At 60.9% G+C, this 21763-nt stretch carries 20 protein-coding genes; 13 read left to right on the top strand and 7 right to left on the bottom strand.

Features of this window, described 5'->3' with window-relative positions; translation table 11 throughout:
- Positions 1-25 precede the first annotated feature (25 nt).
- The gene (locus H3L91_RS09250; RefSeq protein ID WP_007343520.1) at positions 26-697 is read right to left on the bottom strand and encodes an RBBP9/YdeN family alpha/beta hydrolase; all 672 of its coding nucleotides are present in this window, start codon (positions 695-697) and stop codon (positions 26-28) included.
- An 88-nt stretch (positions 698-785) separates the two neighbouring features.
- Between H3L91_RS09250 and H3L91_RS09245 the strand changes: the two genes are divergently transcribed.
- Complete coding sequence (locus tag H3L91_RS09245) at positions 786-1133, top strand: MerR family DNA-binding transcriptional regulator (protein ID WP_007343519.1); 348 nt, start codon at positions 786-788, stop codon at positions 1131-1133.
- A 136-nt stretch (positions 1134-1269) separates the two neighbouring features.
- Here the strand turns inward: H3L91_RS09245 and ftsH are convergent, their stop codons facing one another.
- A complete protein-coding gene (gene ftsH / locus H3L91_RS09240) occupies positions 1270-3318 on the bottom strand; it encodes an ATP-dependent zinc metalloprotease FtsH (RefSeq protein ID WP_007343518.1) in 2049 nt (682 codons plus the stop codon).
- Positions 3319-3393: 75 nt separating this feature from the next.
- Positions 3394-4014 (bottom strand): RlmE family RNA methyltransferase, encoded by a 621-nt coding sequence (locus H3L91_RS09235; RefSeq protein ID WP_040659068.1) that lies wholly within the window; start codon positions 4012-4014, stop codon positions 3394-3396.
- 124 nt (positions 4015-4138) lie between these two features.
- On the opposite strand from H3L91_RS09235, the gene yhbY reads away from it, so the two are divergent.
- The 8 genes from yhbY (at position 4139) to H3L91_RS09195 (ending at position 13021) form a co-directional block, all read left to right on the top strand.
- Positions 4139-4423: a ribosome assembly RNA-binding protein YhbY gene (gene yhbY, locus H3L91_RS09230; RefSeq protein WP_040659630.1), complete on the top strand. Its 285-nt coding sequence runs from the start codon at positions 4139-4141 to the stop codon at positions 4421-4423.
- A 67-nt stretch (positions 4424-4490) separates the two neighbouring features.
- Positions 4491-5141, top strand: a complete 651-nt coding sequence (locus H3L91_RS09225) for a DMP19 family protein (RefSeq protein WP_007343515.1) — start codon at positions 4491-4493, stop codon at positions 5139-5141.
- 89 nt (positions 5142-5230) lie between these two features.
- A complete protein-coding gene (gene serB / locus H3L91_RS09220; RefSeq protein ID WP_007343514.1) occupies positions 5231-6076 on the top strand; it encodes a phosphoserine phosphatase SerB in 846 nt (281 codons plus the stop codon).
- Between the two features lie 295 nt (positions 6077-6371).
- Positions 6372-8321 (top strand): RNA polymerase sigma factor RpoD, encoded by a 1950-nt coding sequence (gene rpoD / locus H3L91_RS09215; RefSeq protein ID WP_007343513.1) that lies wholly within the window; start codon positions 6372-6374, stop codon positions 8319-8321.
- Positions 8322-8513: 192 nt separating this feature from the next.
- Entirely contained in the window at positions 8514-8657 is a 144-nt protein-coding gene (locus H3L91_RS09210) for a hypothetical protein (protein ID WP_169310111.1), read from the top strand.
- Between the two features lie 187 nt (positions 8658-8844).
- Entirely contained in the window at positions 8845-10851 is a 2007-nt protein-coding gene (locus H3L91_RS09205) for a site-specific recombinase (RefSeq protein WP_040659628.1), read from the top strand.
- Positions 10852-11150: 299 nt separating this feature from the next.
- Positions 11151-11774, top strand: a complete 624-nt coding sequence (gene tmk / locus H3L91_RS09200) for a dTMP kinase (RefSeq protein ID WP_007343510.1) — start codon at positions 11151-11153, stop codon at positions 11772-11774.
- A 239-nt stretch (positions 11775-12013) separates the two neighbouring features.
- A complete protein-coding gene (locus tag H3L91_RS09195) occupies positions 12014-13021 on the top strand; it encodes an IS5 family transposase (RefSeq protein WP_182109825.1) in 1008 nt (335 codons plus the stop codon).
- A gap of 295 nt (positions 13022-13316) precedes the next feature.
- Here H3L91_RS09195 and dapC read toward each other — a convergent pair whose 3' ends face one another.
- Positions 13317-14504: a succinyldiaminopimelate transaminase gene (gene dapC, locus H3L91_RS09190; RefSeq protein ID WP_007343509.1), complete on the bottom strand. Its 1188-nt coding sequence runs from the start codon at positions 14502-14504 to the stop codon at positions 13317-13319.
- A gap of 98 nt (positions 14505-14602) precedes the next feature.
- The gene (locus H3L91_RS09185) at positions 14603-14806 is read right to left on the bottom strand and encodes a heavy-metal-associated domain-containing protein (protein ID WP_040659065.1); all 204 of its coding nucleotides are present in this window, start codon (positions 14804-14806) and stop codon (positions 14603-14605) included.
- A gap of 350 nt (positions 14807-15156) precedes the next feature.
- Here H3L91_RS09185 and lnt point away from each other — a divergent pair, with 350 nt between their 5' ends.
- Positions 15157-16710, top strand: coding sequence for an apolipoprotein N-acyltransferase (gene lnt / locus H3L91_RS09180; RefSeq protein ID WP_007343507.1), 1554 nt, complete (start codon positions 15157-15159; stop codon positions 16708-16710).
- 310 nt (positions 16711-17020) lie between these two features.
- Here the strand turns inward: lnt and H3L91_RS09175 are convergent, their stop codons facing one another.
- Both H3L91_RS09175 and H3L91_RS09170 read right to left on the bottom strand, forming a co-directional pair.
- Positions 17021-17905, bottom strand: coding sequence for a lysophospholipid acyltransferase family protein (locus H3L91_RS09175; RefSeq protein WP_040659626.1), 885 nt, complete (start codon positions 17903-17905; stop codon positions 17021-17023).
- Between the two features lie 113 nt (positions 17906-18018).
- On the bottom strand, positions 18019-18282 hold the full coding sequence (locus tag H3L91_RS09170; protein ID WP_007343504.1) for a helix-turn-helix domain-containing protein: 264 nt from the start codon (positions 18280-18282) through the stop codon (positions 18019-18021).
- Positions 18283-18357: 75 nt separating this feature from the next.
- On the opposite strand from H3L91_RS09170, the gene dndC reads away from it, so the two are divergent.
- The 3 genes from dndC to dndD are packed head-to-tail and all read left to right on the top strand — an operon-like array spanning position 18358 to position 21740.
- On the top strand, positions 18358-19476 hold the full coding sequence (gene dndC / locus H3L91_RS09165) for a DNA phosphorothioation system sulfurtransferase DndC (RefSeq protein ID WP_007343503.1): 1119 nt from the start codon (positions 18358-18360) through the stop codon (positions 19474-19476).
- A complete protein-coding gene (locus H3L91_RS09160; RefSeq protein WP_007343502.1) occupies positions 19473-19691 on the top strand; it encodes a DNA modification system-associated small protein in 219 nt (72 codons plus the stop codon). The genes dndC and H3L91_RS09160 overlap by 4 nt, the downstream gene beginning before the upstream one ends.
- Before the next feature lie 6 nt (positions 19692-19697).
- The gene (dndD, locus tag H3L91_RS09155; protein WP_007343501.1) at positions 19698-21740 is read left to right on the top strand and encodes a DNA sulfur modification protein DndD; all 2043 of its coding nucleotides are present in this window, start codon (positions 19698-19700) and stop codon (positions 21738-21740) included.
- The last annotated feature ends 23 nt before the right edge of the window (positions 21741-21763 follow it).

Below are 21763 nucleotides of genomic sequence, written 5' to 3'. Positions count from 1 at the left end.
TGAAAAACGGGTTTGGGTTTTAACCTTATTGAAGCTGCGCTTTCAGACGGCCTGCGACCGCCTCCACCGCCCGCAGCACCGGCGGCAGTTCGGTGAAGCCTTCGCGGTCGAGGAAGTGGCCGCCGTTCGGGATGACGTGCAGGCGGCCGCCGAGGGCGTCGGCCAGGCGGCGGGTGTTGTCGGGCGGGACGATGGTGTCGTTGTCGGCGGTGAACAGCTCGATGTGCCGCGTCATGCGGCGGATGACGGCGAAATCGATGCGGCAGCGGGCGATGTAGGCGTCGAGGTCGAAACCGTTGATTTCATGCAGCGTCGGAATCGGTGCGCCGAAGGCGGACACCAGCACCAGCCCGCCGATGCGCGGCGGCCGGGTTGCGCTCAGGTAGTGCAGCAGCGAAACCGTGCCCAGGCTGTGGGCGACGAAAATGCTGTTTTCAGACGGCCTGCCGACATACTGCGCCAGCGTCTGCTGCCAGCGGTCGAAATCGGGCGATTCGCTCTCGGGCAGCGGCACGGACACGGCGCGGATGCCCTGCGCCCGCAGCTGGGCGTGCAGCCACGGGAACCAGTGGTTTTCAGTTGTGGCACCGTAGCCGTGGATGATGTAAACAGTGGTTTTTTCAGGCTGCCCTGCCGTGCCCGCGCAGGCGGCGAGTACGCCCGTAGCGGCGGCGGTGCAGAATTGTCGGCGGTTCATATTTGCGCTCCGTTGGGAAAAACGGCAGCATAGGGGCTGACACCGTGTTACGGTCAAGCAGACGGAAACGTATGGAAAGGAAAACGGGATGAAAATCGGCGAATTTTCGCGGCGCAGCGGCCTCAGCGTGCGGATGCTGCGCTTTTACGAAACGGCGGGCGTGCTTGCGCCCCGGCGCACGGCGGCGGGCTATCGGGACTACGACGCGGCAGACGCGGACTTTGTGCGCAAGGCGGCGATGCTCAACCGCGCGGGCGTGCCGCTCAAAGACCTCGCGCTGATGCGCGACTGCCTGCGCGACAAGCCGCAGGATTTCTGCCCCGAACTGCGCGGGCGGCTGGCGGCGGCGCGCGAACGGCTGACGGCGCAGATGGCGGAACTGGCGCAGTCGCAGCGGCTGTTGGAGGAGCTGCTTGCGGCGCGGCAGGGCGGGTAAATGTGAGAGGCCGTCTGAAAACGCCTGCCGCGCAAAGGGTAGGGCGGCGGTGCGTCGGATGAAGCGGATGAAGCGGCGGCAGACGGCAAAACAGCCCGCGTGTGTACGGGCTGTTTTCTTGCGCCGTTGGCACGGTTCAGGCTTGGGGCGGTTTGCCGTTATTGCCGTCGGGTGTGTCGCCGTCGGGACGGGCGGGCGCGTCTTCGTCGGCATCCGGTTGCGCGGAGAGGCCGTCTGAAAGCACTCGGGCTTCTGCGTCCGCTTCGGCCGTGCCGCCGTTTTGCGCGGCGGTTTGTGCCGGTGCGTCGGCGGCTTGTCCGTCATCGGTTTTGCCGTCCTGCCGCACGTTGTGGCTGTAATCCTTCGGCGGGCTGGGCTGTTTGCCGGCCATGATTTCGAGTACCTGGTCGCGGTCGATGGTTTCCCATTCGATCAGGGCGCGGGTCATGGTTTCCATTTTGTCGCGGTTTTCGTCGAGGATTTTGTAGGCCACAGCGTATTGCTCGTCAACAATGCGGCGGATTTCGGCATCCACTTCCTGCTGGGTTTTTTCGGAAATGTTCTGCGAACGGGTTACGCTGCGGCCGAGGAAGACTTCGCCTTCGTTTTCGGCATACACCATCACGCCCATTTTGTCGCTCATGCCGTAGCGGGTAACCATTTCGCGGGCGATTTGGGTGGCGCGCTCGAAGTCGTTGGACGCGCCGGTGGAGATGCGGCCGACAAACAAGTCTTCGGCGATGCGCCCGCCGAACAGGATGGAAATCTGGTTGAGCATCTGGTCTTTGTACATGCTGATGCGGTCGCGCTCGGGCAGCTGCCAGGTCAGGCCGAGGGCGCGGCCGCGCGGCATGATGGTTACTTTGTGCACGGGGTCGGTGCCATCCAGCGTTTCGGCAACGATGGCGTGGCCGGATTCGTGGTAGGCAGTGGCGCGTTTTTCGTCTTCGTGCATCACCATGCTGCGGCGTTCGGGGCCCATGTAGATTTTGTCTTTGGCGTCTTCAAAATCGCTCTGGTCGACTTTGACTTTGTTGCGCCGGCCAGCAAACAGGGCGGCTTCGTTCACCAGGTTGGCCAAATCCGCGCCGGAGAAGCCGGGTGTGCCGCGCGCCAGCGAGACCAAATCCACGGATTCGTCGAGCGGCACTTTTTTGGCGTGCACGTTCAGAATCTGCTCGCGGCCGCGTATGTCGGGCAGGGGGACGACCACTTGGCGGTCGAAGCGGCCGGGGCGTTGCAGCGCGGGGTCGAGTACGTCGGGGCGGTTGGTGGCGGCGATGACGATGACGGTTTGGTTGCTCTCGAAGCCGTCCATTTCCACAAGAAGCTGGTTGAGGGTCTGCTCGCGTTCGTCGTTGCCGCCGCCCAAACCCGCGCCGCGCTGGCGGCCGACGGCGTCGATTTCGTCGATAAAGATGATGCAGGGGGCGTTTTTCTTGGCCTGCTCGAACATGTCGCGCACGCGGCTCGCGCCCACGCCGACAAACATTTCCACGAAATCGGAGCCGGAAATGCTGAAAAACGGCACGCCCGCTTCGCCGGCGATGGCTTTGGCCAGCAGAGTTTTGCCCGTGCCGGGGCTGCCGGCCAGGAGGATGCCGCGCGGCATGCGGCCGCCGAGGCTCTGGTAGCGGTTGGGAGCTTTGAGGTAGTCGACGATTTCGCTGACTTCTTCCTTGGCTTCGTCGCAGCCGGCCACGTCGGCGAAGGTAACTTTGTTGTTGTCGCTGTCGAGCAGGCGGGCGCGGCTTTTGCCGAAGGAGAACGCGCCGCCTTTGCCGCCGCCGCCGGTCTGCATGCGCATGAAGTAGAACCACGCGCCGATCAGCAACAGCACGGGCAGCAGGCTGAAAAACAGGCTGCCGAGCATGCTCTGGCGTTCTTCGGGGGTAACCTGAACGCGGACGTTTTTCGCCAGCAGGCGTTCAGACAGTTTGTAGTCCATCGGCGCGTTGGTTACGAATTTGCTTTTGTCGGTGCGCTCGCCTTTGAGCGTGTAGCCCGCCAGTGCCGAGCCTTCGATGGTTACCGAGGCGATTTCGCCTTTGTCGACCTGCTGCACAAACTGCGAATAATCCACCTGCCGGGCTTCTTCCCGTTTTTCCTTCACGGCGTTGAAGGCGGCCAAGAGGCCGACGATCAATGCAGACCAAATCAAAAGGCTTTTTACGATGCTCCTCACAAAAACGGGCTCCCAAATAATGAAAAATGAAGTGAAAAAACAGGGGCGCGATTGTAATTGACCCCTGTTGCCTTGTCAGCGTTTATTTTTGCCCAGCAGATAGGTTTCGCTGGAACGGCCGCGCGAAGCGTCGGGCTTGCGCGTCTGCACCGTGGCGAAGGTTTCGCGCATCTGTGCCGTGAATTCGGGATAACCCGCGCCTTGGAACGCTTTGACCAAAAAACTGCCGCCGGGTTTGAGGCGGCAGCGGGCGAAGTCCAGAGCCAGCTGGCACAGGCAGAGGCTTTTGGCCTGGTCGGTTACCGAATGGCCGCTCATATTGGGCGCCATGTCGCAGATTACAAGATCAAGGGCGCGGCCGCCGAGCAGTTCTTCGAAACGCGCCAGCACGTCCGCCTCGCGGAAGTCGCCCTGAACGAAGGACACGCCGTCCACCGGTTCCATCGGCAGGATGTCGAGCGCGAACACTTTGCCCGACGCGCCCGCCAGCTTGGCTGCCGCCTGCGACCAGCTTCCCGGCGCGCTGCCCAGGTCGGCCAGCACCGTGCCGGGCTTGATGAGTTTGTCTTTTTCGTTGATTTCCAAAAGTTTGTAGGCGGCGCGGGCGCGGTAGCCGTCTTTCTGCGCCTGATGGACGTAGTGGTCGTTCACATGTTCGCGCAGCCATGCTTTCGACGATTTGGAGCGTGCCGCCATTTGGGTATCCCGAAACACAAAAGGCCGCCATTCTACACGATTTTCAGACGGCCTCCGCCGCCGCATGACGCACCAGGTGCTTTCGCGTAGAATGCCGTTTTTTTCCGACAAACGGCACAATACGATGAGCAAAGCCCCCGACAGCAAGCAAATCCTCGCACTCAAAGCCCGCGCCCACCATCTCAACCCCGTGGTGATGATCGGGCAGCACGGCCTGACCGATTCCGTAATCAAAGAAACCGATGCCGCGCTTTCGGCGCACCAGTTGATCAAAGTGCGCGTGGCCGGCGACGACCGCGCCGAACGCGTGCAGATTGCCGCCGCGCTGTGCGAGGCCGCGGACGCGCATCTGGTGCAGCACATCGGCAAGCTGCTGGTGCTGTGGCGCGAGAAGCAGGACGAAGAATAAACGTGAGGCCGTCTGAAAACCGCAAAACGGCTTTTCAGACGGCCTCAATATAAGATAAGGACACGACATGAAAAACACCGATTTCGACGCGCTGTTTGACGCGTACGACGACGAAGACTTCCAAAATATGCTCTCCGGCATGAGCGAAGCGGAACGCGCCGAATTCAGGCGCGAGTCCGAGCAGCTGTTCGCCGAAGTGGCCGAAATGTTTGAAGCCTTCGACAAGCGCGTCATCCACGAAAAGCTCACCGCCGAAATTCTGGCGCAAACGCCCGACGAAGAGCTGGTGCTCACCGTGTTCGACACCCTCGCCGTGCAGGCGCCGGAGTATTTGTCGGAAGAGGAATACCTCAAAACCCTCAGCCCCGCCCGCCGCGCTGTGTACGCGCTCTATATCCTCGCCGGCGAAGTGGACAACGGCGGCTTCAACCAGTATTACTACAACACCGAAGCCGAAGCGGCCGCCTATCTGCCCGCAGCCTGCGAACTGGTCGGCGCGCCCAAATACGCCGATCTCGTGCGCCGCGCCAACGCCTGCTACGAACGGGAAAAACTGGCGCAGCGGCAGGACGGCTCGCTGGAAACCTTCTGCGCCTCCTACGAAAACAACCCGCTCGAAGCCTTCGACGACGAGTTCTACCTGCTGGAAAACTGCCGCCCGCTCGACAAGCTGCTCACCGCCTTCATCCGCGCCAACCCGGCCGAATTCACCGGTTGAGCGCACCGCACGGCAAAGAGGCCGTCTGAAAAGTCCGGCAGAGCGGTTTGGTTTTCAGACGGCCTCTGCAATAAAAAAGGAGAAAACACATGACCGGCTACCATCTGGTTTTGCAGCACCCGAACATCGACGGCTGCGATTTGTCGTGCCTGCACGCGTTGAGGCCGTCTGAAATTGAAAGCCCGTTTCCCGACAGTGTGCGCCGTTTCGCCGCCAACCCCGGCGACATCCTCGCGCCCAAGGTCGCCGCCGCGCTCGACGCGCAGCAAATCGACTACGCCCTGCTGCCCGCGCTGCCGTTTTCCGCCTTCGGCCTGATTGTCAGCGACATGGATTCCACCCTCATCACCATCGAATGCGTGGACGAAATCGCCGCCGAGGCCGGATTGAAAGAACAAGTGGCCGCCATCACCGAACGCTCGATGCGCGGCGAAACCGATTTCAAACAGTCGCTGCACGAGCGCGTCGGCCTGCTTGCCGGACTGCCCGAAACCGCCCTGCAAAAAGTGTACGACGAAGTTTTGCGGCTCTCGCCAGGCGCGGAATACCTGCTCTCCGAATGCAGAAAACACGGCGTGAAATTCATGCTGGTGTCCGGCGGCTTCACCTTCTTCACCGACCGCCTGCGCGAGCGGCTCGACCTCGACTACGCCTTCGCCAACGTTCTGGAAACCGAAAACGGCCGCCTCACAGGCCGTCTGAAAGGCCGCCCCGTGGACGCGCATGCCAAACTGCGGCTGCTGCGCGAATACCGCGCCCGCCTCGGCCTGAATCCCGAACAGGTCATCGCCGTCGGCGACGGCGCGAACGACATCCCCATGCTGCGCGAAGCCGGTTTCGGCATTGCCTACCACGCCAAACCCAAAACGCGGCAGGCGGCCAGGCTGCACATCAACTACAACGGCCTCGAAGCCCTGCGCCGCTGGTTTTTGTAAACCGAACGCACACAGCCGCCGAAAACCGCCAAACAGGCCGTCTGAAAAAACGCCGCAGCGTTTCAGACGGCCGCCGTTTTCAGTATAATCCGCCCCTTTTTCCTGCTGCCCCTTGTTTTTCCGCAAGCGCGGCCCTACATGGCGGCAACACGCATTTCCCGGGCCTGAAAGCCACGCGCTATCGCAGGCCGTTTCCCCACGGCGCGGCAGACCTTACCGACAAGCTGCACAATACAAACAGGCAGAACACCCCCCCGCACACTCCGCCCGCCGCCCAAACCACCGGAAGCAAAACATGAGCAACCAACCCGACAACCAAGACTACGAAGAACAGGAAGACGGCAACCGCCCGCTCACCCCCGAAGAGCAACGCCAGCGGCTGCGCCTGCTCATCCTGCAAGGCAAAGAGCGCGGCTACATCACCTACGCCGAAATCAACGACGCGCTGCCCGACGACATGTCCGACGCCGAGCAGATCGACAACATCGTCAACATGATTCAGGGTCTGGGCATCCAGGTAACCGAAGAAGCCCCCGACGCCGACACCCTGCTGATGAACGACACCGGCACCGGCATGACCGACGACGACGCCGTGGAAGAAGCCGAAGCCGCCCTCTCCAACGCCGACTCCGAATTCGGCCGCACCACCGACCCCGTGCGCATGTACATGCGCGAAATGGGGCAGGTTGACCTGCTCACCCGCGAAGACGAGATCATCATCGCCAAAAAAATCGAAAACGCCCTGAAAAACATGATACAGGCCATCTCCGCCTGTCCCGGCTCCATCGCCGAAATCCTCGGCCTCATCGAACAGGTGCGCAGCGGCGAAATCAAAGTTGACGAAGTGGTGGAAGCCATCCTCGACCCCAACGAAGTGCTGATGCACGAATTGGGTGTGAGCGATCTGGAAGTCATCCCGCCCGGTAGTAGGCCGTCCGACCGCGCCGCCGAAGAAGAAAACGACGAAGACGGCGACGAAGAAGACGGCGCGTCCTCCGAAGAAATCGACCGCATCAACCTCGAAGAGCTCAAACAGGACGTACTGGCGCACTTTGCCGGCATCAGCGAAAACTACGGCCTGATGGTGGAAGCCTTGCAGGCCAAGGGCAGCAAACACCCCGACTACCTCAAACACCGCGACGCCATCGCCCACAAACTGCTCGAAGTGCGCTTTGCCACCCGCCAGATCGAAAACCTCAGCGGCAGCCTGCGGCAGAAAGTGGACAACATCCGCAAACTCGAACGCGAAATCCGCGACATCTGCCTCGACCGCGTGCAGATGGACAGAGACTACTTCATCGCCCAATTCCTGCCCAACATCACCGACCTGGGCTGGCTCGAAGGCGAAATCGCCCGCCGCCGCGTGTGGGGCGACGCCCTCGAACGCTTCCGCCACGCCATTCTGGAAAAACAGACCGAAGTGGCCGAAATGGAAAAAAGCGCGCAGATTTCCATCGAAGAATTGAAGGAAATCAACAAAAACATGCAAAACAGCGAGCGCGAAACCGCACGGGCGAAAGAAGAAATGATTCAGGCCAATTTGCGTCTCGTCATCTCCATCGCCAAAAAATACACCAACCGCGGCTTGCAGTTTCTCGATTTGATTCAGGAGGGCAACATCGGCTTGATGAAGGCCGTGGACAAGTTTGAATACCGGCGCGGCTACAAATTCTCCACCTACGCCACATGGTGGATACGCCAGGCCATCACCCGCTCGATTGCCGACCAGGCGCGCACCATCCGCATCCCCGTGCACATGATCGAAACCATCAACAAAATGAACCGCATCTCGCGCCAATATCTGCAAGAGCACGGCGAAGACCCCGATTCCGCCAAACTGGCCGAGCTGATGGAAATGCCGGAAGACAAAATCCGCAAAATCATGAAAATCGCCAAAGAGCCGATTTCGATGGAAACCCCCATCGGCGACGACGACGATTCGCACCTGGGCGACTTCATCGAAGACGTCAACAACGTCGCCCCCGCCGAAGCGGCCATGTATTCCAGCCTGCGCGAAGTAACCGCCGACGTGCTCGAAAGCCTCACCCCGCGCGAAGCCAAAGTGCTGCGTATGCGTTTCGGCATCGACATGAACACCGACCACACGCTGGAAGAAGTGGGCAAACAGTTTGACGTAACCCGCGAGCGCATCCGCCAAATCGAAGCCAAAGCCCTGCGCAAACTGCGCCACCCCACCCGCAGCGACCGCCTGAAAAGTTTCCTCGACAGCGAAGAGGGCAAATAGCCGGAGGACGTGTTGACTGGCCGTCTGAAAACCGCATTGCGGGATTTTGGCTGCGCCGAAACCGCGTTTTCAGACGGCCTTCCCGATTTCCATTTCAAATTTCTATCAAAACAGCGGCGGCGATAGTGGGGCGGCGCGCGCTTTTGCCGTACAATGCCTCCGTTTTTAACCCGACAACAGAAAGGTCTCACCATGAGCGAACAGGAAAACAAAATCAAAGTGGACACCGGCGACAACGCCCAAGCGCAGCCGAAAGAAGAAATCGAACTGCCGCTGGCCGACGACAACAAAGGCGAAACCACCGAAAGCGGCTGCTGCGGCGTCTGCGGCGGCTGAGGCCGTCTGAAAGCGCAGCTTCGGCGCAGCCAAAATCCGCTTGCCGCTGCAAACCGCTTCCGAAAACCAAACGGCACATCTGCGTGCCGTTTTTTCTTCGCCCGCATTTTTTCAGACGGCCTTTACAGCCCGCCGCCTTTCCGCTATTTTCCCGCCCCTGTCCGCCAACGCACACAAACCGCCGCATATGAAAAAAATCACCGCCGACAACCTCGCCCCCCTGCTGACCCGCGCCCTGCCGAAAAAAGACATGGCCTGCATCCTCAACGCGCTGGTACAGTTTCTGCGCGGCGGCGGCGCGAAGCGGGCGGGGCAGCGGTTCGACCTACTGCTTGACGCACTGCGGCAGCATCCCGATCTGGCCGCCGAATTCGGCACCCGCTTCCACCAGTGGCTCGGCAGCATCCACATCTATCCCGCCCTCGTCGGGCTGGGCATCTTCTCGCGCAGCGGCTTCGCCCGCGAAATCGCCATCCGCGTTTACGAACGCTTCATGCCCTCGTTCAAAGACCTGAACAACCTGCGCGACGTATTCCTCTATCTTTTCCGCTCGCAAAACGACGAAAAATGGCTGCAAACCGTCAGCCTGCACCAATGGCTCTCACTGTATGAACTTCTGCGCGAACACAGCGAGTCCGCCGCCGTCCAAACCGCCTCCCGCCACCTGCAACAGGCGCGGTTGCACGCGCTGGAAATGCTTTCCGTGTGGGTGGCCGCCGAAGAACTCGAACCCGAATTCACCCGCATCGAACCCAAACTGATGGAAGTGGATTCCGCCTTCGTCGCCCTGCACCAGGAAATCAGCCGCCTCGTCGCCCACTACCGCAGCGGCGCGTCCGAAGCCTTCGACACCGCCCACATCGCCGTCATGATGGAACAATGCCGCGCCCAAGTGGAACGCCTGCGCCGCAAAGGCACCGGCGCGGGCGCGGGCTCCTCGGTAAAAGTGGCGCACCTCTTGGAACGCCTGTCGCAAACCCTCGACCGCATCGCCGTACTGCTCGACATCCAAACCGCCCCCGACGAAAAAACCTGCCGCCGCCACTGCGTGCTGCTGCTCAACTCGCTCACCATGGCCGCCGTAGAACAACACAGCACCGAACTCTTGCGCCGGCGCAGCATCCAAATGCTCGCCAAAAGCATCAGCGAAAACACCAGCGGCCACGGCGAACACTACATCACCCGCAACAAGCGCGAATACTTCGGCATGCTCGCCTCCGCAGCCGGCGGCGGTGTCATCATCGCCCTGATGGCCGGCAACAAAATCCGCATCACCGGCCTCGGCCTGGGCGACTTCACCACCGCCTTCCTCGCCGGCCTCAACTACGGCATCGGCTTCATGTTCATCCACATGGTGCACTGCACCGTCGCCACCAAACAGCCTGCCATGACCGCCGCCCGCATCGCCGAACATGTCGAACAAAACGACAAAGCCCGCGCCGTGGAAAGCAAACTGGCCAAACTCCTCATCGACGTCGCCCGCTCGCAGGCCGTGGCCGTGTTCGGCAATGTCGTCGTCGCCGTCATCGTCGCCTCCATCGTCGCCGCCTCCGTGGCCGAAAGCACCGGCTCCCCCATGCTCGACGCGCACAACACCGCCTACCAGTTCAAATCGCTGCAACCCTTCACCCAGCCCACCCTCTGGTACGCCGCCATCGCCGGCGTGTGGCTGTTTTGCTCCGGCATCATCTCCGGCTTCTACGACAACCGCGCTGACTACCTCAACCTGCGCAAACGCCTCACCGTCCAGCCCCTGCTCAAACGCATCCTCCCCCTGCGCGTGCGCAGCTGGCTGGGCGACTACCTGCACCGCCACTACGGCTCGCTGGCGGGCAACTTCATCTTCGGCATGCTGCTCGGGATGACCGGCTGGTTCGGCCACCTGCTCGGCCTGCCGCTCGACATCCGCCACGTCGCCTTCTCCTCCGCCAACCTCGGCTACGCCACCGTCAGCGGCCACAGTGGCTTTTTCTACTTCATGATGAACCTCGTGTTCGTACTCATGATCGGCATCGTCAACCTCGTCGTCAGCTTCTCCCTCGCCCTCATCGTTGCCCTGCGCTCGCGCGGCGCGCGCATCGAAAGCCTCTCCAAGCTCAGCGACACCCTGTGGCAGCAGATCAAAGCCAACCCGCTCAACCTGTTCTTCCCCGTGCAAAGCCCCGCCGCCGCGAAAGACAAAGCGAAAGAATAAACAAAGGCCGTCCCCGTGAAGACGGGGACGGCCTCTGCCGCTAAGGCAGGGTGTGTGGCGCAGCCACGCACGCGGTTCCGGCTTCTCGGAAAACGCGCGGATTGCTGATGCGGCACAGACCGCGTGCGTCGCCTCGGGGCGACACACCCTGCATCCGCTTCGACATAGCGGCATAAACAGGCCGTCTGAAAACACAGCTGCACCGCAACCGAAACCCGTTCCGAAACCCTGTTTTCAGAAACGTCATCCCCGCGCAGGCGGGGACGGCCTCCCGACACCAACCAACCCAAAGGACACCCATGCACCCCCGCTTCATCACCCTCGACGGCATCGACGGTTCCGGCAAATCCACCCACCTGGCTGCCATGCGCGACTGGTTCGCCGCACGCGGCCTGCCCGTCCTCTTCACCCGCGAACCCGGCGGCACCCCGCTGGGCGAAGAACTGCGCCGCCTGCTGCTCGACCCCGCCGCGCAAGTCGGCCTGCGCACCGAAACCCTCCTCATGTTCGCCGCCCGCCAACAGCACCTTGACGACGTCATCCTGCCTGCCCTCGAACAAGGCGTCCACGTCGTCTCCGACCGCTTCACCGACGCCACCTTCGCCTACCAGGGCGGCGGGCGCGGCCTGCCCGAAGCCGACATCGCCGCGCTGGAACACTGGGTGCAGCGCGGCCTGCGCCCCGACCTCACCCTGATACTCGACGTGCCCGCCGAAGTCTCCTTCGCGCGCGTCGCCAAAGCCCGCGATAAAGACCGCTTCGAGCAGGAGCAGGCCGCCTTCTTCCTGCGCGTGCGCCAAGCCTACCTCGACCGCGCCGCCGCCGACCCGCAGCGTTACCGCGTCATCGACAGCAACCGCGACAAAACCGAAGTCCGCGCCGCCGTGGAAACTGCGCTGGCCGCATGCTTCGAGGCCGTCTGAAAACAAATTCGGATGTTAATGCAGGGTGTGTGGCGCAAGCCACGCACGCGGTCTCCGTTTGCCAAGCGGTTTCTGCCGCAGGGACACGAAAGGCCGTCTGAAAGCGCAGCTTCGGTGCAGCCAAAACCGGAAAACGGGCTTTCAGACGGCCTTTTGTTTTGATTCGGCAAAGACCGAGACCTTTGCAAAAGCCCCCCAAAATCCCCTAAATTCCCATCAAGACATTTAGGGGATTTCTCATGAGCACCTTCTTCCAACAAACCGCACAAGCCATGATTGCCAAACACATCGACCGCTTCCCACTATTGAAGTTGGATCAAGTGATTGATTGGCAGCCGATCGAACAGTACCTGAATCGTCAAAGAACCCGTTACCTTCGAGACCACCGCGGCCGTCCCGCCTATCCCCTGTTATCCATGTTCAAAGCCGTCCTGCCCGGACAATGGCACAGCCTCTCCGATCCCGAACTCGAACACAGCCTCATCACCCGCATCGACTTCAACCTGTTTTGCCGTTTTGACGAACTGAGCATCCCCGATTACAGCACCTTATGCCGCTACCGCAACTGGCTGGCGCAAGACGACACCCTGTCCGAACTGCTGGAACTGATCAACCGCCAACTGGCCGAGAAAAACCTAAAAGTAGAGAAGGCATCCGCCGCCGTCATTGACGCCACCATTATTCAGACCGCCGGCAGCAAACAGCGTCAGGCCATAGAAGTCGATGAAGAAGGACAAGTCAGCGGCCAAACCACACCGAGTAAAGATAAAGATGCCCGTTGGACAAAGAAAAACGGCCTCTACAAACTCGGTTACAAACAACATACCCGCACCGATGAGGAAGGCTATATCGAGAAACTGCACATTACCCCCGCCAATACCCATGAGTGCAACCATCTGTCGCCTTTGCTGGAAGGGATAGCCGAAGGCACGACCGTCTATGCCGATAAAGGCTACGACAGTGCGGAAAACCGGCAACATCTGGAAGAGCATCGGTTGCTGGACGGCATTATGCGCAAAGCCCACCGCAACCGTCCGCTGACGGAAGCGCAAACCAAACGTAACCGATATTTGTCGAAGACCCGTTATGTGGTCGAACAAAGCTTTGGTACGCTGCACCGTAAATTCCGCTACGCCCGGGCAGCCTATTTTGGGCTGATTAAAGTGAGTGCGCAAAGCCATCTGAAGGCGATGTGTTTAAACCTGTTGAAAGCGGCTAACAGGCTAAGTGTGCCTGTTTGCGCCTAAAAGGCGGCCCGGATGCCTGATTATGGGGTATCCGGGGAGGATTAAGGGGGTATTTGGGTAAAATCAGGAGTGATTTGGGGCGGAAACAGCCGAAAACCTGTGTTTGGGTTTCGGCTGTTGGGGGAAAGGCTTTTTTGCAAAGGTCTCAGACCGCGTGCGTCGCGGGGCGGGACACCCTACCTCACGCGCCGCATTTGCGTTGTCGGCGGAATAGCTGTTTTTTGTTGCTTCACGATCAAACAGGCCGTCTGAAAAACCGTTTTGCGGCTTTCAGACGGCCTGTTTCCGTTGCGCGTCAGCTTTGGCCGAACAATTCCACCATGCGGCGCGCGCCTTCGAGGCAGTCTTCGAGGGGGGCGACGAGGGCGATGCGCACGTAGCCGCGTCCGGGGTTGCCGTGTTCGGTGTCGCGGGCGAAGAAGCGGCCGGGCAGCACCTGTACGGCGGCTTCGCGCCACAGTTGCTGCGCGAAGGCCAGGTCGTCGCCGCCGGGCACTTTGAGCCAGATGTAGAACGAGGCTTCGGGCATGTTCACTTCAAACGCCTGCCGCAGCAGGGGGACGACTCGGGCGAATTTTTCGCGGTAGAGGCGGCGGTTTTCGATCACGTGGGCTTCGTCGTCCCAGGCGGCGATGCTGGCGTGCTGTATGGGCAGGCTCATCGCGCTGCCGTGGTAGGTGCGGTAGAGCAGGAAGGGGCGCAGCAGGTCGGGGTCGCCGGCGACGAAGCCGGAGCGCAGGCCGGGGGCGTTGGAGCGTTTGGACAAGCTGGTGAACATGACGATGCCTTTGTTGCTGCGGCCGAGTTCGGCGGCGGCCTGCAACGCGCCTATGGGTTTTTGGTCGAAATAGATTTCGGAGTAGCACTCGTCGGCGGCGATGACGAAGCCGTAGCGGTCTTGCAGCTCGAAGAGTTCGCACCAGTCGTCGAGCCGCATCACGCTGCCGCTGGGGTTGTCGGGCGAGCAGGCGAACAGCAGGCGCACGTGCGGCCAGACAGATTCGGGCACGCTGTTCCAGTCGGGCAGGCAGCGCGGGGGTGTGCTGTTGGCAAAATGGATTTCGCCGCCGCCGAGGAAGGCTGCGCCTTCGTAAATCTGGTAGAAGGGGTTGGGGCAGGCGACGATCTGCCGCTCTTGCGCGGCGGGGTCGAGGATGACTTGGGCGAAGGAAAACAGGGCTTCGCGGCTGCCGAGCACGGGCAGGATTTCGCTTTCGGGGTCGAGTGTCAGGCCGTCGTAGCGGCGGTGCAGCCAGCGGGCGCAGGCTTGGCGCAGTTCGGGCAGGCCGGCGGTGAGGGGGTATTGGGCGAAGCCGGCGGCGGCATCGTTCAGGGCTTGGGTGATGACGGCGGGGGTGGGGTGCTTGGGTTCGCCGATTTGCAGCATGACGGGTTTGAGGTGCGCGGGCGGTTCGATGCCCTGCATGGCTTGGCGCAGGCGGGCGAAGGGGTAGGGTTGGAGTTTGTCGAGCAGGGAGTTCATGGTCGGCGGGCGGCTGGTGGAAAACGCGGATTCTAGCAGAACGCAAAGAGGCCGTCTGAAAAGCGGTTTTTTCAGACGGCCTCTTTGCCCGGAGGCGTTTAGGCGGCGTTAAAGCCTGCGTCGGCGATGGCTTTTTTCACGGCGTCCACATCCAAGCCGTCGGCATGGGTTATCACGACCACGCCGGTTTCAAAATTGGCGTTCACCATGCGCACGTTCGGCACTTCTTCGGCCTTGGCGATGAGTTTGCGCGAGTCTTCTTTGCTTGCCATTCCGGTTACGTTCAGTTTCAGTTGCGGCATATTCTTTACCTCTTTCAAAAGTATCCAATAAAAAATGAGTAATCCATCAGCTTTCCCAGCATCGTCGTTATTTGCTGCCCCGGCAGATTGGGCCGGAAAGGAGATTCGCGGGATTTTGCCTTTATTCCGTCGTATTGTCCAGCATGACAGAGCGGTTTTCCGCCGCGCTTTTCCCGCGCCGCAAATGCCTATGTACCTATTATCGCTTGCGATATTTTCCGCCGTCCGTCCGTGCCGCCGTTTTTTTACAAAACCATTGCAAATGTATAACATTTTTCACACGCGGCGGCACGGCGGAATTTCGGTACAATCCGCGTCTTTGTTTTCACACGCACCAACGGGCGCATCATATGGCCGACATTTTCTCCAAACTCGAAAACCTGTGGCGCAAACCCGCCGTGTACTGGCCGCTGCTGCTGGTGCTGGCCGCCGCCACGCCGCTCTCCTTCGCCCCGTATTACTGCTTCTGGCTGATGCCGCTGCTGTTTGCCGCCTTCGTGCGCCTGCTCGAACTGCGCCCCGAAGTGCACGTGCGCAGCGCGTACCTGTTCGGCTTGGCCGCCTACACCTGCCAGTTTTACTGGATACACACCGCGCTGCACGACATCTCCGGCCTGCCCAACCTCTACGCCCTGCCGCTCACCGCCCTGCTGCCCGCCTACCTCGCGCTGTATCCCGCCGCCGCCGTGTGGCTGTGGGGCAGGGTGCGGCGCAACCGCTGGCTTTCTGTCGGCCTCGCCCTGCCCGTGTTCTGGACGCTGGCCGAGTTCGCCCGCGAACGCCTGCTCACCGGCTTCGGCTGGGGCGCGCTGGGCTACTCGCAGATTGCCGACGCCTCGCCGCTGGCTGGATTCGCCCCGATAGGCGGCATCCACCTCGTTACCTTCGCCACCGCCCTTGCCGGCGCGTGGCTGGTGCTGATTGTGGACAGCAGAGGCCGTCTGAAAACCCGCGCTGCCTTCGCCTGCGCCCTCGCCGCCCTGCTGCTCGCCGGCCACACCGCCCGCCACACCGCCTTTACGCAGCCCACCGGCCAAAGCAGCACCGTCGCCCTCGCCCAGGGCAACATCCCGCAAACCCTCAAATTCCGCGAAGACCAAGTCCTGCCTACCCTGCAACGCTATTTGTCCCAAACCGCCCAAGCCCGCGCCGACATCGTCATCCTGCCCGAAACCGCCATCCCCGTGATTTTGCAGGACCTGCCCGAGAGCGTGCCCGAAGCTTTCGCCCAAGCCGCGCGGCAAAACGGCAGCGCACTGGCCGTGGGCGTCATCCGCTACACCGACGACGGTACCGGCTACCAAAACAGCGTCATCGACCTGACCGGCTACTCGGCACAAAACGCGCAAAACCTGCCGGCCTACACCAAAAACCACCTCGTCCCCTTTGGCGAATACAAACCCCTGCCCGCCCTCACCACCGGTCTCTACACCCTGATGGACATGCCGCTGGCCGACTTCCGCCAGGGAGGCGGCAGCCAAGCCCCGCTGACCATGAAAAACCAGCGGGTCGCCTTCAACATCTGCTACGAAGACGGCTTCGGCGACGAACTCATCCCCGCCGCCGCGCAATCCACCCTGCTGGCCAACGCCAGCAACCTCGCCTGGTACGGCCGATCCAACGCCATGTACCAGCACCTGCAACAGTCCCAAGCCCGCGCCCTCGAACTCGGCCGCTACATGGTGCGCGCCACCAACACCGGCGCAACCGCCGCCATCGACCCGCAGGGGCGCATCACCGCACAGCTCCCCGCCGACACCGCCGCCGTGCTCCCCGCCGCCGTGGAAGGCCGCAGCGGCCAAACCCCATACATGAAACTCGGCGGCTCATGGCCGCTCATCAGCCTGCTCGCCCTCACCGCTGCCGTGCTGTTGCTTGTCGGGCGCGGCAAAAAGGCCGTCTGAAAAACGGATTCCGCATTTTCAGACGGCCTCTGATGTTCGGATAGGGTGTGCCGCCTCGGAGACGCACACGGTTTATGGGGCGGCGTGTTGTAACAAGAAACGAAAGGCCGTCTGAAAAACGGTTTCGACTGAGGGGAACTGTATTTCAGACGGCCTTATCCTATTTTACGGCAAGACCGCGTGCGTGGCTGCGCCACATACACTACCTAAACGGCAGAGGCCGTCTGAAAAACAGTTTTCAGACGGCCTTTGTGCATATGGCGGCCAACACGCTTGGGCGACCCGGTTTTCAGCTTTGCTGAAACGTACTTCACCCGTTTTCAGACGGCCGCTCGGGTGCGCCGGCGGGCTGTTTGTAGCGGTTGTAGGCGAAGAGGTACTGCTGCGGGAAGCGGCGCACCCAGTATTCGACGTTTTCATTGACCACGCGGGCGTCGTGGGCTTTGTCGCCGTTGAGCGTGCCGCGCATCGGTTCGATGTGGAGGGCGAAACCCGCGCCGCCTGCGAGGCGTTCGCCGCAGAAAAACAGGGTTTTCACGCCTTTGACCTGCGCGAGTTTGCCCGCCAGCGTCATGGTGTAGGCGTAGCGGCCGAAAAATTCCGCCCACACGCCGTCGCCGCCTTCTTCGGGCGAGGGGACGTGGTCGGGCAGGAGGATGACGGCTTCGCCCGAGCGCAGGGCTTTGATGAGCTGTTTCACGCCCTGCACGCTGGTGGGGGCGGTTCTGCCTTTGCCGCGCACGCGGCCTGCCTGCATTACGGCATCGAAGGCTTTGATTTTCGGCGGTTTGTACATGGCGGTGAGCGGGAAGGGCAGCCGCTGGCTGATACAGCGTCCGGCCAAATCGTAGCTGCCGATGTGCGGGGTGATGAGCAGCAGCCCTTCGCCGGCAGCAACGGCATCTTCTATGTGCTGCCAGCCGTGGGTTTCTTGAAACAGGGCTTCGATGGCTTCCGGCCGTCTGAAAAAGGCCACGGGCAGCTCCAAACCGCTCTTGGCGGTTTCGCGCAATACGGCTTTGACGGCGGCATTGTCGGCAGCCAGATTGGCGGTGCGCAGGTTGGCGCGTATGGTTTCGCGGTCTTCTCGGCGCAGATAAAAAGCCAAGCCGCCCCAGAAATATGCCAGCGCGTGCAGGCATTTGAGCGGCAGAAGGGCGAGGAGGCGGCAGAGTAGGAAAATCAGGCTTTGCATGGTAAGGGCGGCCGGGTGCGGTGTGGGGCGGGGATTGTAAGGCAAAAGGCCGTCTGAAAAAAAGGCGGCGGGCGGGGCAGGGCGGTTTGGCGGCTTTTGGGTTTTCAGACGGCCTATTCGCTGCTCGTTGCGGTTTGATTGATCACATTGCGCAACACCTCCGGCGCATCCCATTCCAAACCCGCGCAGTAATCCGCGAACTCGAATACGTCCAGCCGCCGGTCGCCCGTTTCCACCTTGCCCACAAACGAATGGATTACGCCCAGCCGTTCGGCCAGCGCACGCTGCGACAGACCCAAGTCCAGCCGCCGCTGGATCAGAATCTGCCGCAGGTAAGTGTGTTCGGCCGAATGCACCGACAGGCGTAAGTTTCCCATTGCACCGATTTTAGGTACAATCCAATCCGCACCTGTTTTGGGTGCAAACAAGACAAAAACACACGCACTGAGCCAATGGACGCCATCCCCATCCACGCCGAAACCCCGTTTGACCGCATCCGCAGCAACATCATCGGCGAATACCTGGACGAAACCCAGATTTACCCGTGGATCGTTACCTTTTCCGGCGGCAAAGACAGCACGCTGGTCGCCCATCTGGTATTTGAATCCCTGCTCGCCCTGCCGCCCTCGTTGAGAAAGCGGCAGGTATATTTTGTATCCAACGACACCCTGGTCGAAAGCCCGCTGGTGGTGGAGCACATGCGCACCATGCTCGGAAAAATCCTGCGGGCGGCGCAAATCTGCAAGCTGCCCGTCGGCGGCGAAATCACCACACCCAAGATCGGCGAAACCTTTTGGGTGCTGCTTATCGGCAAAGGCTACCCATCGCCCAACCGCAGCATGCGCTGGTGTACCGACCGCCTGAAAATCCAGCCCACCAGCCAGTTTATTTTGGACAAAGCGGCCGAAAACGGTGCGGCGGTGATTGTGCTGGGCGTGCGCAAAGACGAATCGGCCACCCGCAAGACCAGCATCAACAGCCACCGAAACCTCGAAGGCAGCAACCTCACTCCGCACGGCAGTCTCGCCAATGCCTTTGTGTACCGCCCGATTGTCGATTTGAGTACCGACGACGTATGGGAATTTCTCGCCGCCAACAACCCGCCCTGGGGCGGCAGCCACAGCGATCTCATCCGGCTCTACCGCGAAGCCGCAGGCGGCGAATGCCCGATAGTGCTATCGCAGGAAGAAGCCCCCGGCTGCGGCACCAATTCCAGCCGCTTCGGCTGCTGGACCTGCACCGTCGTCCACAAAGACAAAAGCCTGCAAGGCTTTATCGATGTGGGCAAAACCGAATTCCAACCCCTTTTGGAATTTCGCGACTGGCTGGTGGAAATCCGCAACCAACCCGAATACCGCCAGGTCGAACGGCGCAACGGCACCGTAACCCTCAAAAGCGGCAAACACATCCCCGGCCCCTTTACCGTTCCCGCGCGACAGATGATTTTGGAGCGGCTGCTGGCCGTTCAGGCTGCCTACGGCAAGCAGCTGATTTCTCAGGAAGAGATTGATTTGATCAAACGGATTTGGGCAGAAGACCTCATCCGTACCCATACAAGGAAAAACGCATGAAAACCGAAACGCAGGAACAAGTGGCCGATCTGCTGCTGTGGAGCGACCCCGCCGCCCGCACCCTGATGGAGCAGATTGCTGCCGAGCACCAAGTCGCCCCCGACGCACTGGCCGAGCTTGTGGCTTGGGAGCGCGAGCAGCAGGAGCGCGTCCGTCGGCGCGGCATGGTCGAAACCTTCGACGAAATATTTGAAAACAGAACATATTGGAGATAAACCCGAATGTGGATTCATTCCATCCGCCTGCGCAACTTCAAATCCTACGACAACGTGCAGTTCACCTTTCCCGAACCCAAAGACGGCAGAAACATCATCCTCATCGGTGCGCAAAACGGCCACGGCAAGACCACGCTTTTGGAAGCCGTTTACCTGTGCCTGTACGACAAAGACGCCGTTACCCACCTGCAACGCGCCGGACTGAACTCCGGCGAAAACGGCTATTCCAACTTCCTCCAATCCGCCCTGCACCATCAGGCTGCCTCCCGATTCGGCCAATACCTGATGGAGCTGGAAATCGAAATCCGCCAAAACCGCCCGCACGGCCAATGCGGCCTGCGCATCCGCCGCAAATGGCATTTCGACCACTACCACAAGCCGACCGGCGAACAGGAAACACACATCGAAATCAGCAAAGACGGCTGCTACGAACCGGTGGACGAAGAACACATCGGCAAATACCTCAACAGCTACGCCCTGCCCATCGACTACGCCCCGTTTTTCTTCTTCGACGGCGAAAAAATCGTTCAAACCGCCCAGCAGAGCGGCACCGGCATCTGGCTGAACACCGCCCTCAAAGGCCTGCTCGGCATCACCCTGCTCGACAAACTGCGCGAGAGCCTGAAAAGCTACCGCAACAAATGCATTTCCGAAAACGCCAGCCAGAAAATGCAGGACGATTTGGAAAAAGCCGAACGCGCCCTGCAAACCGCGCAGGCCGCACTGGACGTATTCCAAACCGAACTCGACCAAACCGCCGAACGCTGGGAAGAGCGCGTACAGGAGCGCGACCGCCTCACCCGCCAGCTCGGCGGCAGCACCGACATCCGCACCTCGCAAGACCTCATCACCCTGCGCGAAAAACTCGAAAAAGAAACCGCCGGATTTGAAGAAAAAATCAAAGCCGCCGTCCAAGCCATGCCGCTGGCCTTCCTGCCCAGAGGCCGTCTGAAAACCTTGCAGACACAGTTGGAACGCGAAAAAAACCGCCTCAACCACGAAGCCGGCAAAAACCAAATCGCCCAACGGGTAAACGACTTCTGGGGCGCGTTTGTCGCCAGCGACAAAGTCAAAGAAGTGCTCGGCCGCTCCGCCGGTATGATTCTCGACGACCCGCTGATGAAAGAAGCCGTCAAAGACTGCTGGGAAGAACTCTTCTACCCCTTGCCCGCCGATTGTGCCGAAACCATCGAACACAACTACCTCTCCGTCAACGCCCACGCCGAAATCCAAAACGAAATCGCCGGCCTTACCGGCATGCCGCAGGACAAAATCGGCAGCTTTCTCGCCGAAATCGACAAACGCGAAGACGAGCGCAAACGCATCGCCGCCGAAATCGAACTGCTCAAAGGCACCGACAACGACGAACTGGTCAGACAGCTCAAAACCGCCAACACCGAAATCGACAAACTCGCAGAAGAAACAGGCCGTCTGAAAAGCAACGTCAGCCAGCAGAGCCGGACCCGCGACCGGCACAAAGACGAAGTCGCCCGCCTGCAAGACAACATCAGCCACAGCAACCCCCGCCTCGTCAAATCCCAACGCGCCGGCAACGTAGACAAAACCATCACACGGCTCACCGAAGAACTGATGAAACAGAAAGTCGGAGAAGTCAGCGAAGCCGCCACCCGCATCAACCGCAGCATCGCCCACGACGAGCGCATCCACAAAATCCGCATCGAAAACAACGGCGGCATGACCCTGTTCGGCCGCGACGGCTGCGAATCGCGCGTCGATTTGTCTGCCGGACAAATGCAGATACTCATCATGTCCCTCGTCTCCGCCCTGGCCGAAGTAACCCGCTACCACGCCCCATTCATCATCGACACCCCGCTGGCACGCCTCGATGCCGGCCACCGCGAAGGACTGTTCCGCCATTGGAGCAGCCTGCCCCAACAAGTCATCCTGCTCTCGCAGGACACCGAAATCACCCCCGAAGTCTCCCGCCGCCTCGAAGCGCACACCGGCCGCACCTATCTTGTAGAAGCCGAATCGCTCGACAGCACCGGCGCCCGCTCCCGCGTCATCCCCGACGTCTATTTCCAATAAGCCCGCCCGCTTTTCAGGCTGCC

The organism is Neisseria bacilliformis, assembly GCF_014055025.1.
Classification (GTDB): Bacteria; Pseudomonadota; Gammaproteobacteria; order Burkholderiales; family Neisseriaceae; genus Neisseria; species Neisseria bacilliformis.
Note: the sequence above shows the minus strand (reverse complement) of the source record. Positions and strands in the feature narration are given on the sequence as shown.

Bases quoted from the DNA above. Each gene is read 5' to 3' on its own strand.
- H3L91_RS09250 (WP_007343520.1), bottom strand. From the start codon at position 697: ATGAACCGCCGACAATTCTGCACCGCCGCCGCTACGGGCGTACTCGCC.
- H3L91_RS09245 (WP_007343519.1), top strand. From the start codon at position 786: ATGAAAATCGGCGAATTTTCGCGGCGCAGCGGCCTCAGCGTGCGGATG.
- H3L91_RS09235 (WP_040659068.1), bottom strand. From the start codon at position 4,014: ATGGCGGCACGCTCCAAATCGTCGAAAGCATGGCTGCGCGAACATGTG.
- yhbY (WP_040659630.1), top strand. From the start codon at position 4,139: ATGAGCAAAGCCCCCGACAGCAAGCAAATCCTCGCACTCAAAGCCCGC.
- H3L91_RS09225 (WP_007343515.1), top strand. From the start codon at position 4,491: ATGAAAAACACCGATTTCGACGCGCTGTTTGACGCGTACGACGACGAA.
- serB (WP_007343514.1), top strand. From the start codon at position 5,231: ATGACCGGCTACCATCTGGTTTTGCAGCACCCGAACATCGACGGCTGC.
- rpoD (WP_007343513.1), top strand. From the start codon at position 6,372: ATGAGCAACCAACCCGACAACCAAGACTACGAAGAACAGGAAGACGGC.
- H3L91_RS09210 (WP_169310111.1), top strand. From the start codon at position 8,514: ATGAGCGAACAGGAAAACAAAATCAAAGTGGACACCGGCGACAACGCC.
- H3L91_RS09205 (WP_040659628.1), top strand. From the start codon at position 8,845: ATGAAAAAAATCACCGCCGACAACCTCGCCCCCCTGCTGACCCGCGCC.
- tmk (WP_007343510.1), top strand. From the start codon at position 11,151: ATGCACCCCCGCTTCATCACCCTCGACGGCATCGACGGTTCCGGCAAA.
- H3L91_RS09195 (WP_182109825.1), top strand. From the start codon at position 12,014: ATGAGCACCTTCTTCCAACAAACCGCACAAGCCATGATTGCCAAACAC.
- dapC (WP_007343509.1), bottom strand. From the start codon at position 14,504: ATGAACTCCCTGCTCGACAAACTCCAACCCTACCCCTTCGCCCGCCTG.
- H3L91_RS09185 (WP_040659065.1), bottom strand. From the start codon at position 14,806: ATGCCGCAACTGAAACTGAACGTAACCGGAATGGCAAGCAAAGAAGAC.
- lnt (WP_007343507.1), top strand. From the start codon at position 15,157: ATGGCCGACATTTTCTCCAAACTCGAAAACCTGTGGCGCAAACCCGCC.
- H3L91_RS09175 (WP_040659626.1), bottom strand. From the start codon at position 17,905: ATGCAAAGCCTGATTTTCCTACTCTGCCGCCTCCTCGCCCTTCTGCCG.
- H3L91_RS09170 (WP_007343504.1), bottom strand. From the start codon at position 18,282: ATGGGAAACTTACGCCTGTCGGTGCATTCGGCCGAACACACTTACCTG.
- dndC (WP_007343503.1), top strand. From the start codon at position 18,358: ATGGACGCCATCCCCATCCACGCCGAAACCCCGTTTGACCGCATCCGC.
- H3L91_RS09160 (WP_007343502.1), top strand. From the start codon at position 19,473: ATGAAAACCGAAACGCAGGAACAAGTGGCCGATCTGCTGCTGTGGAGC.
- dndD (WP_007343501.1), top strand. From the start codon at position 19,698: ATGTGGATTCATTCCATCCGCCTGCGCAACTTCAAATCCTACGACAAC.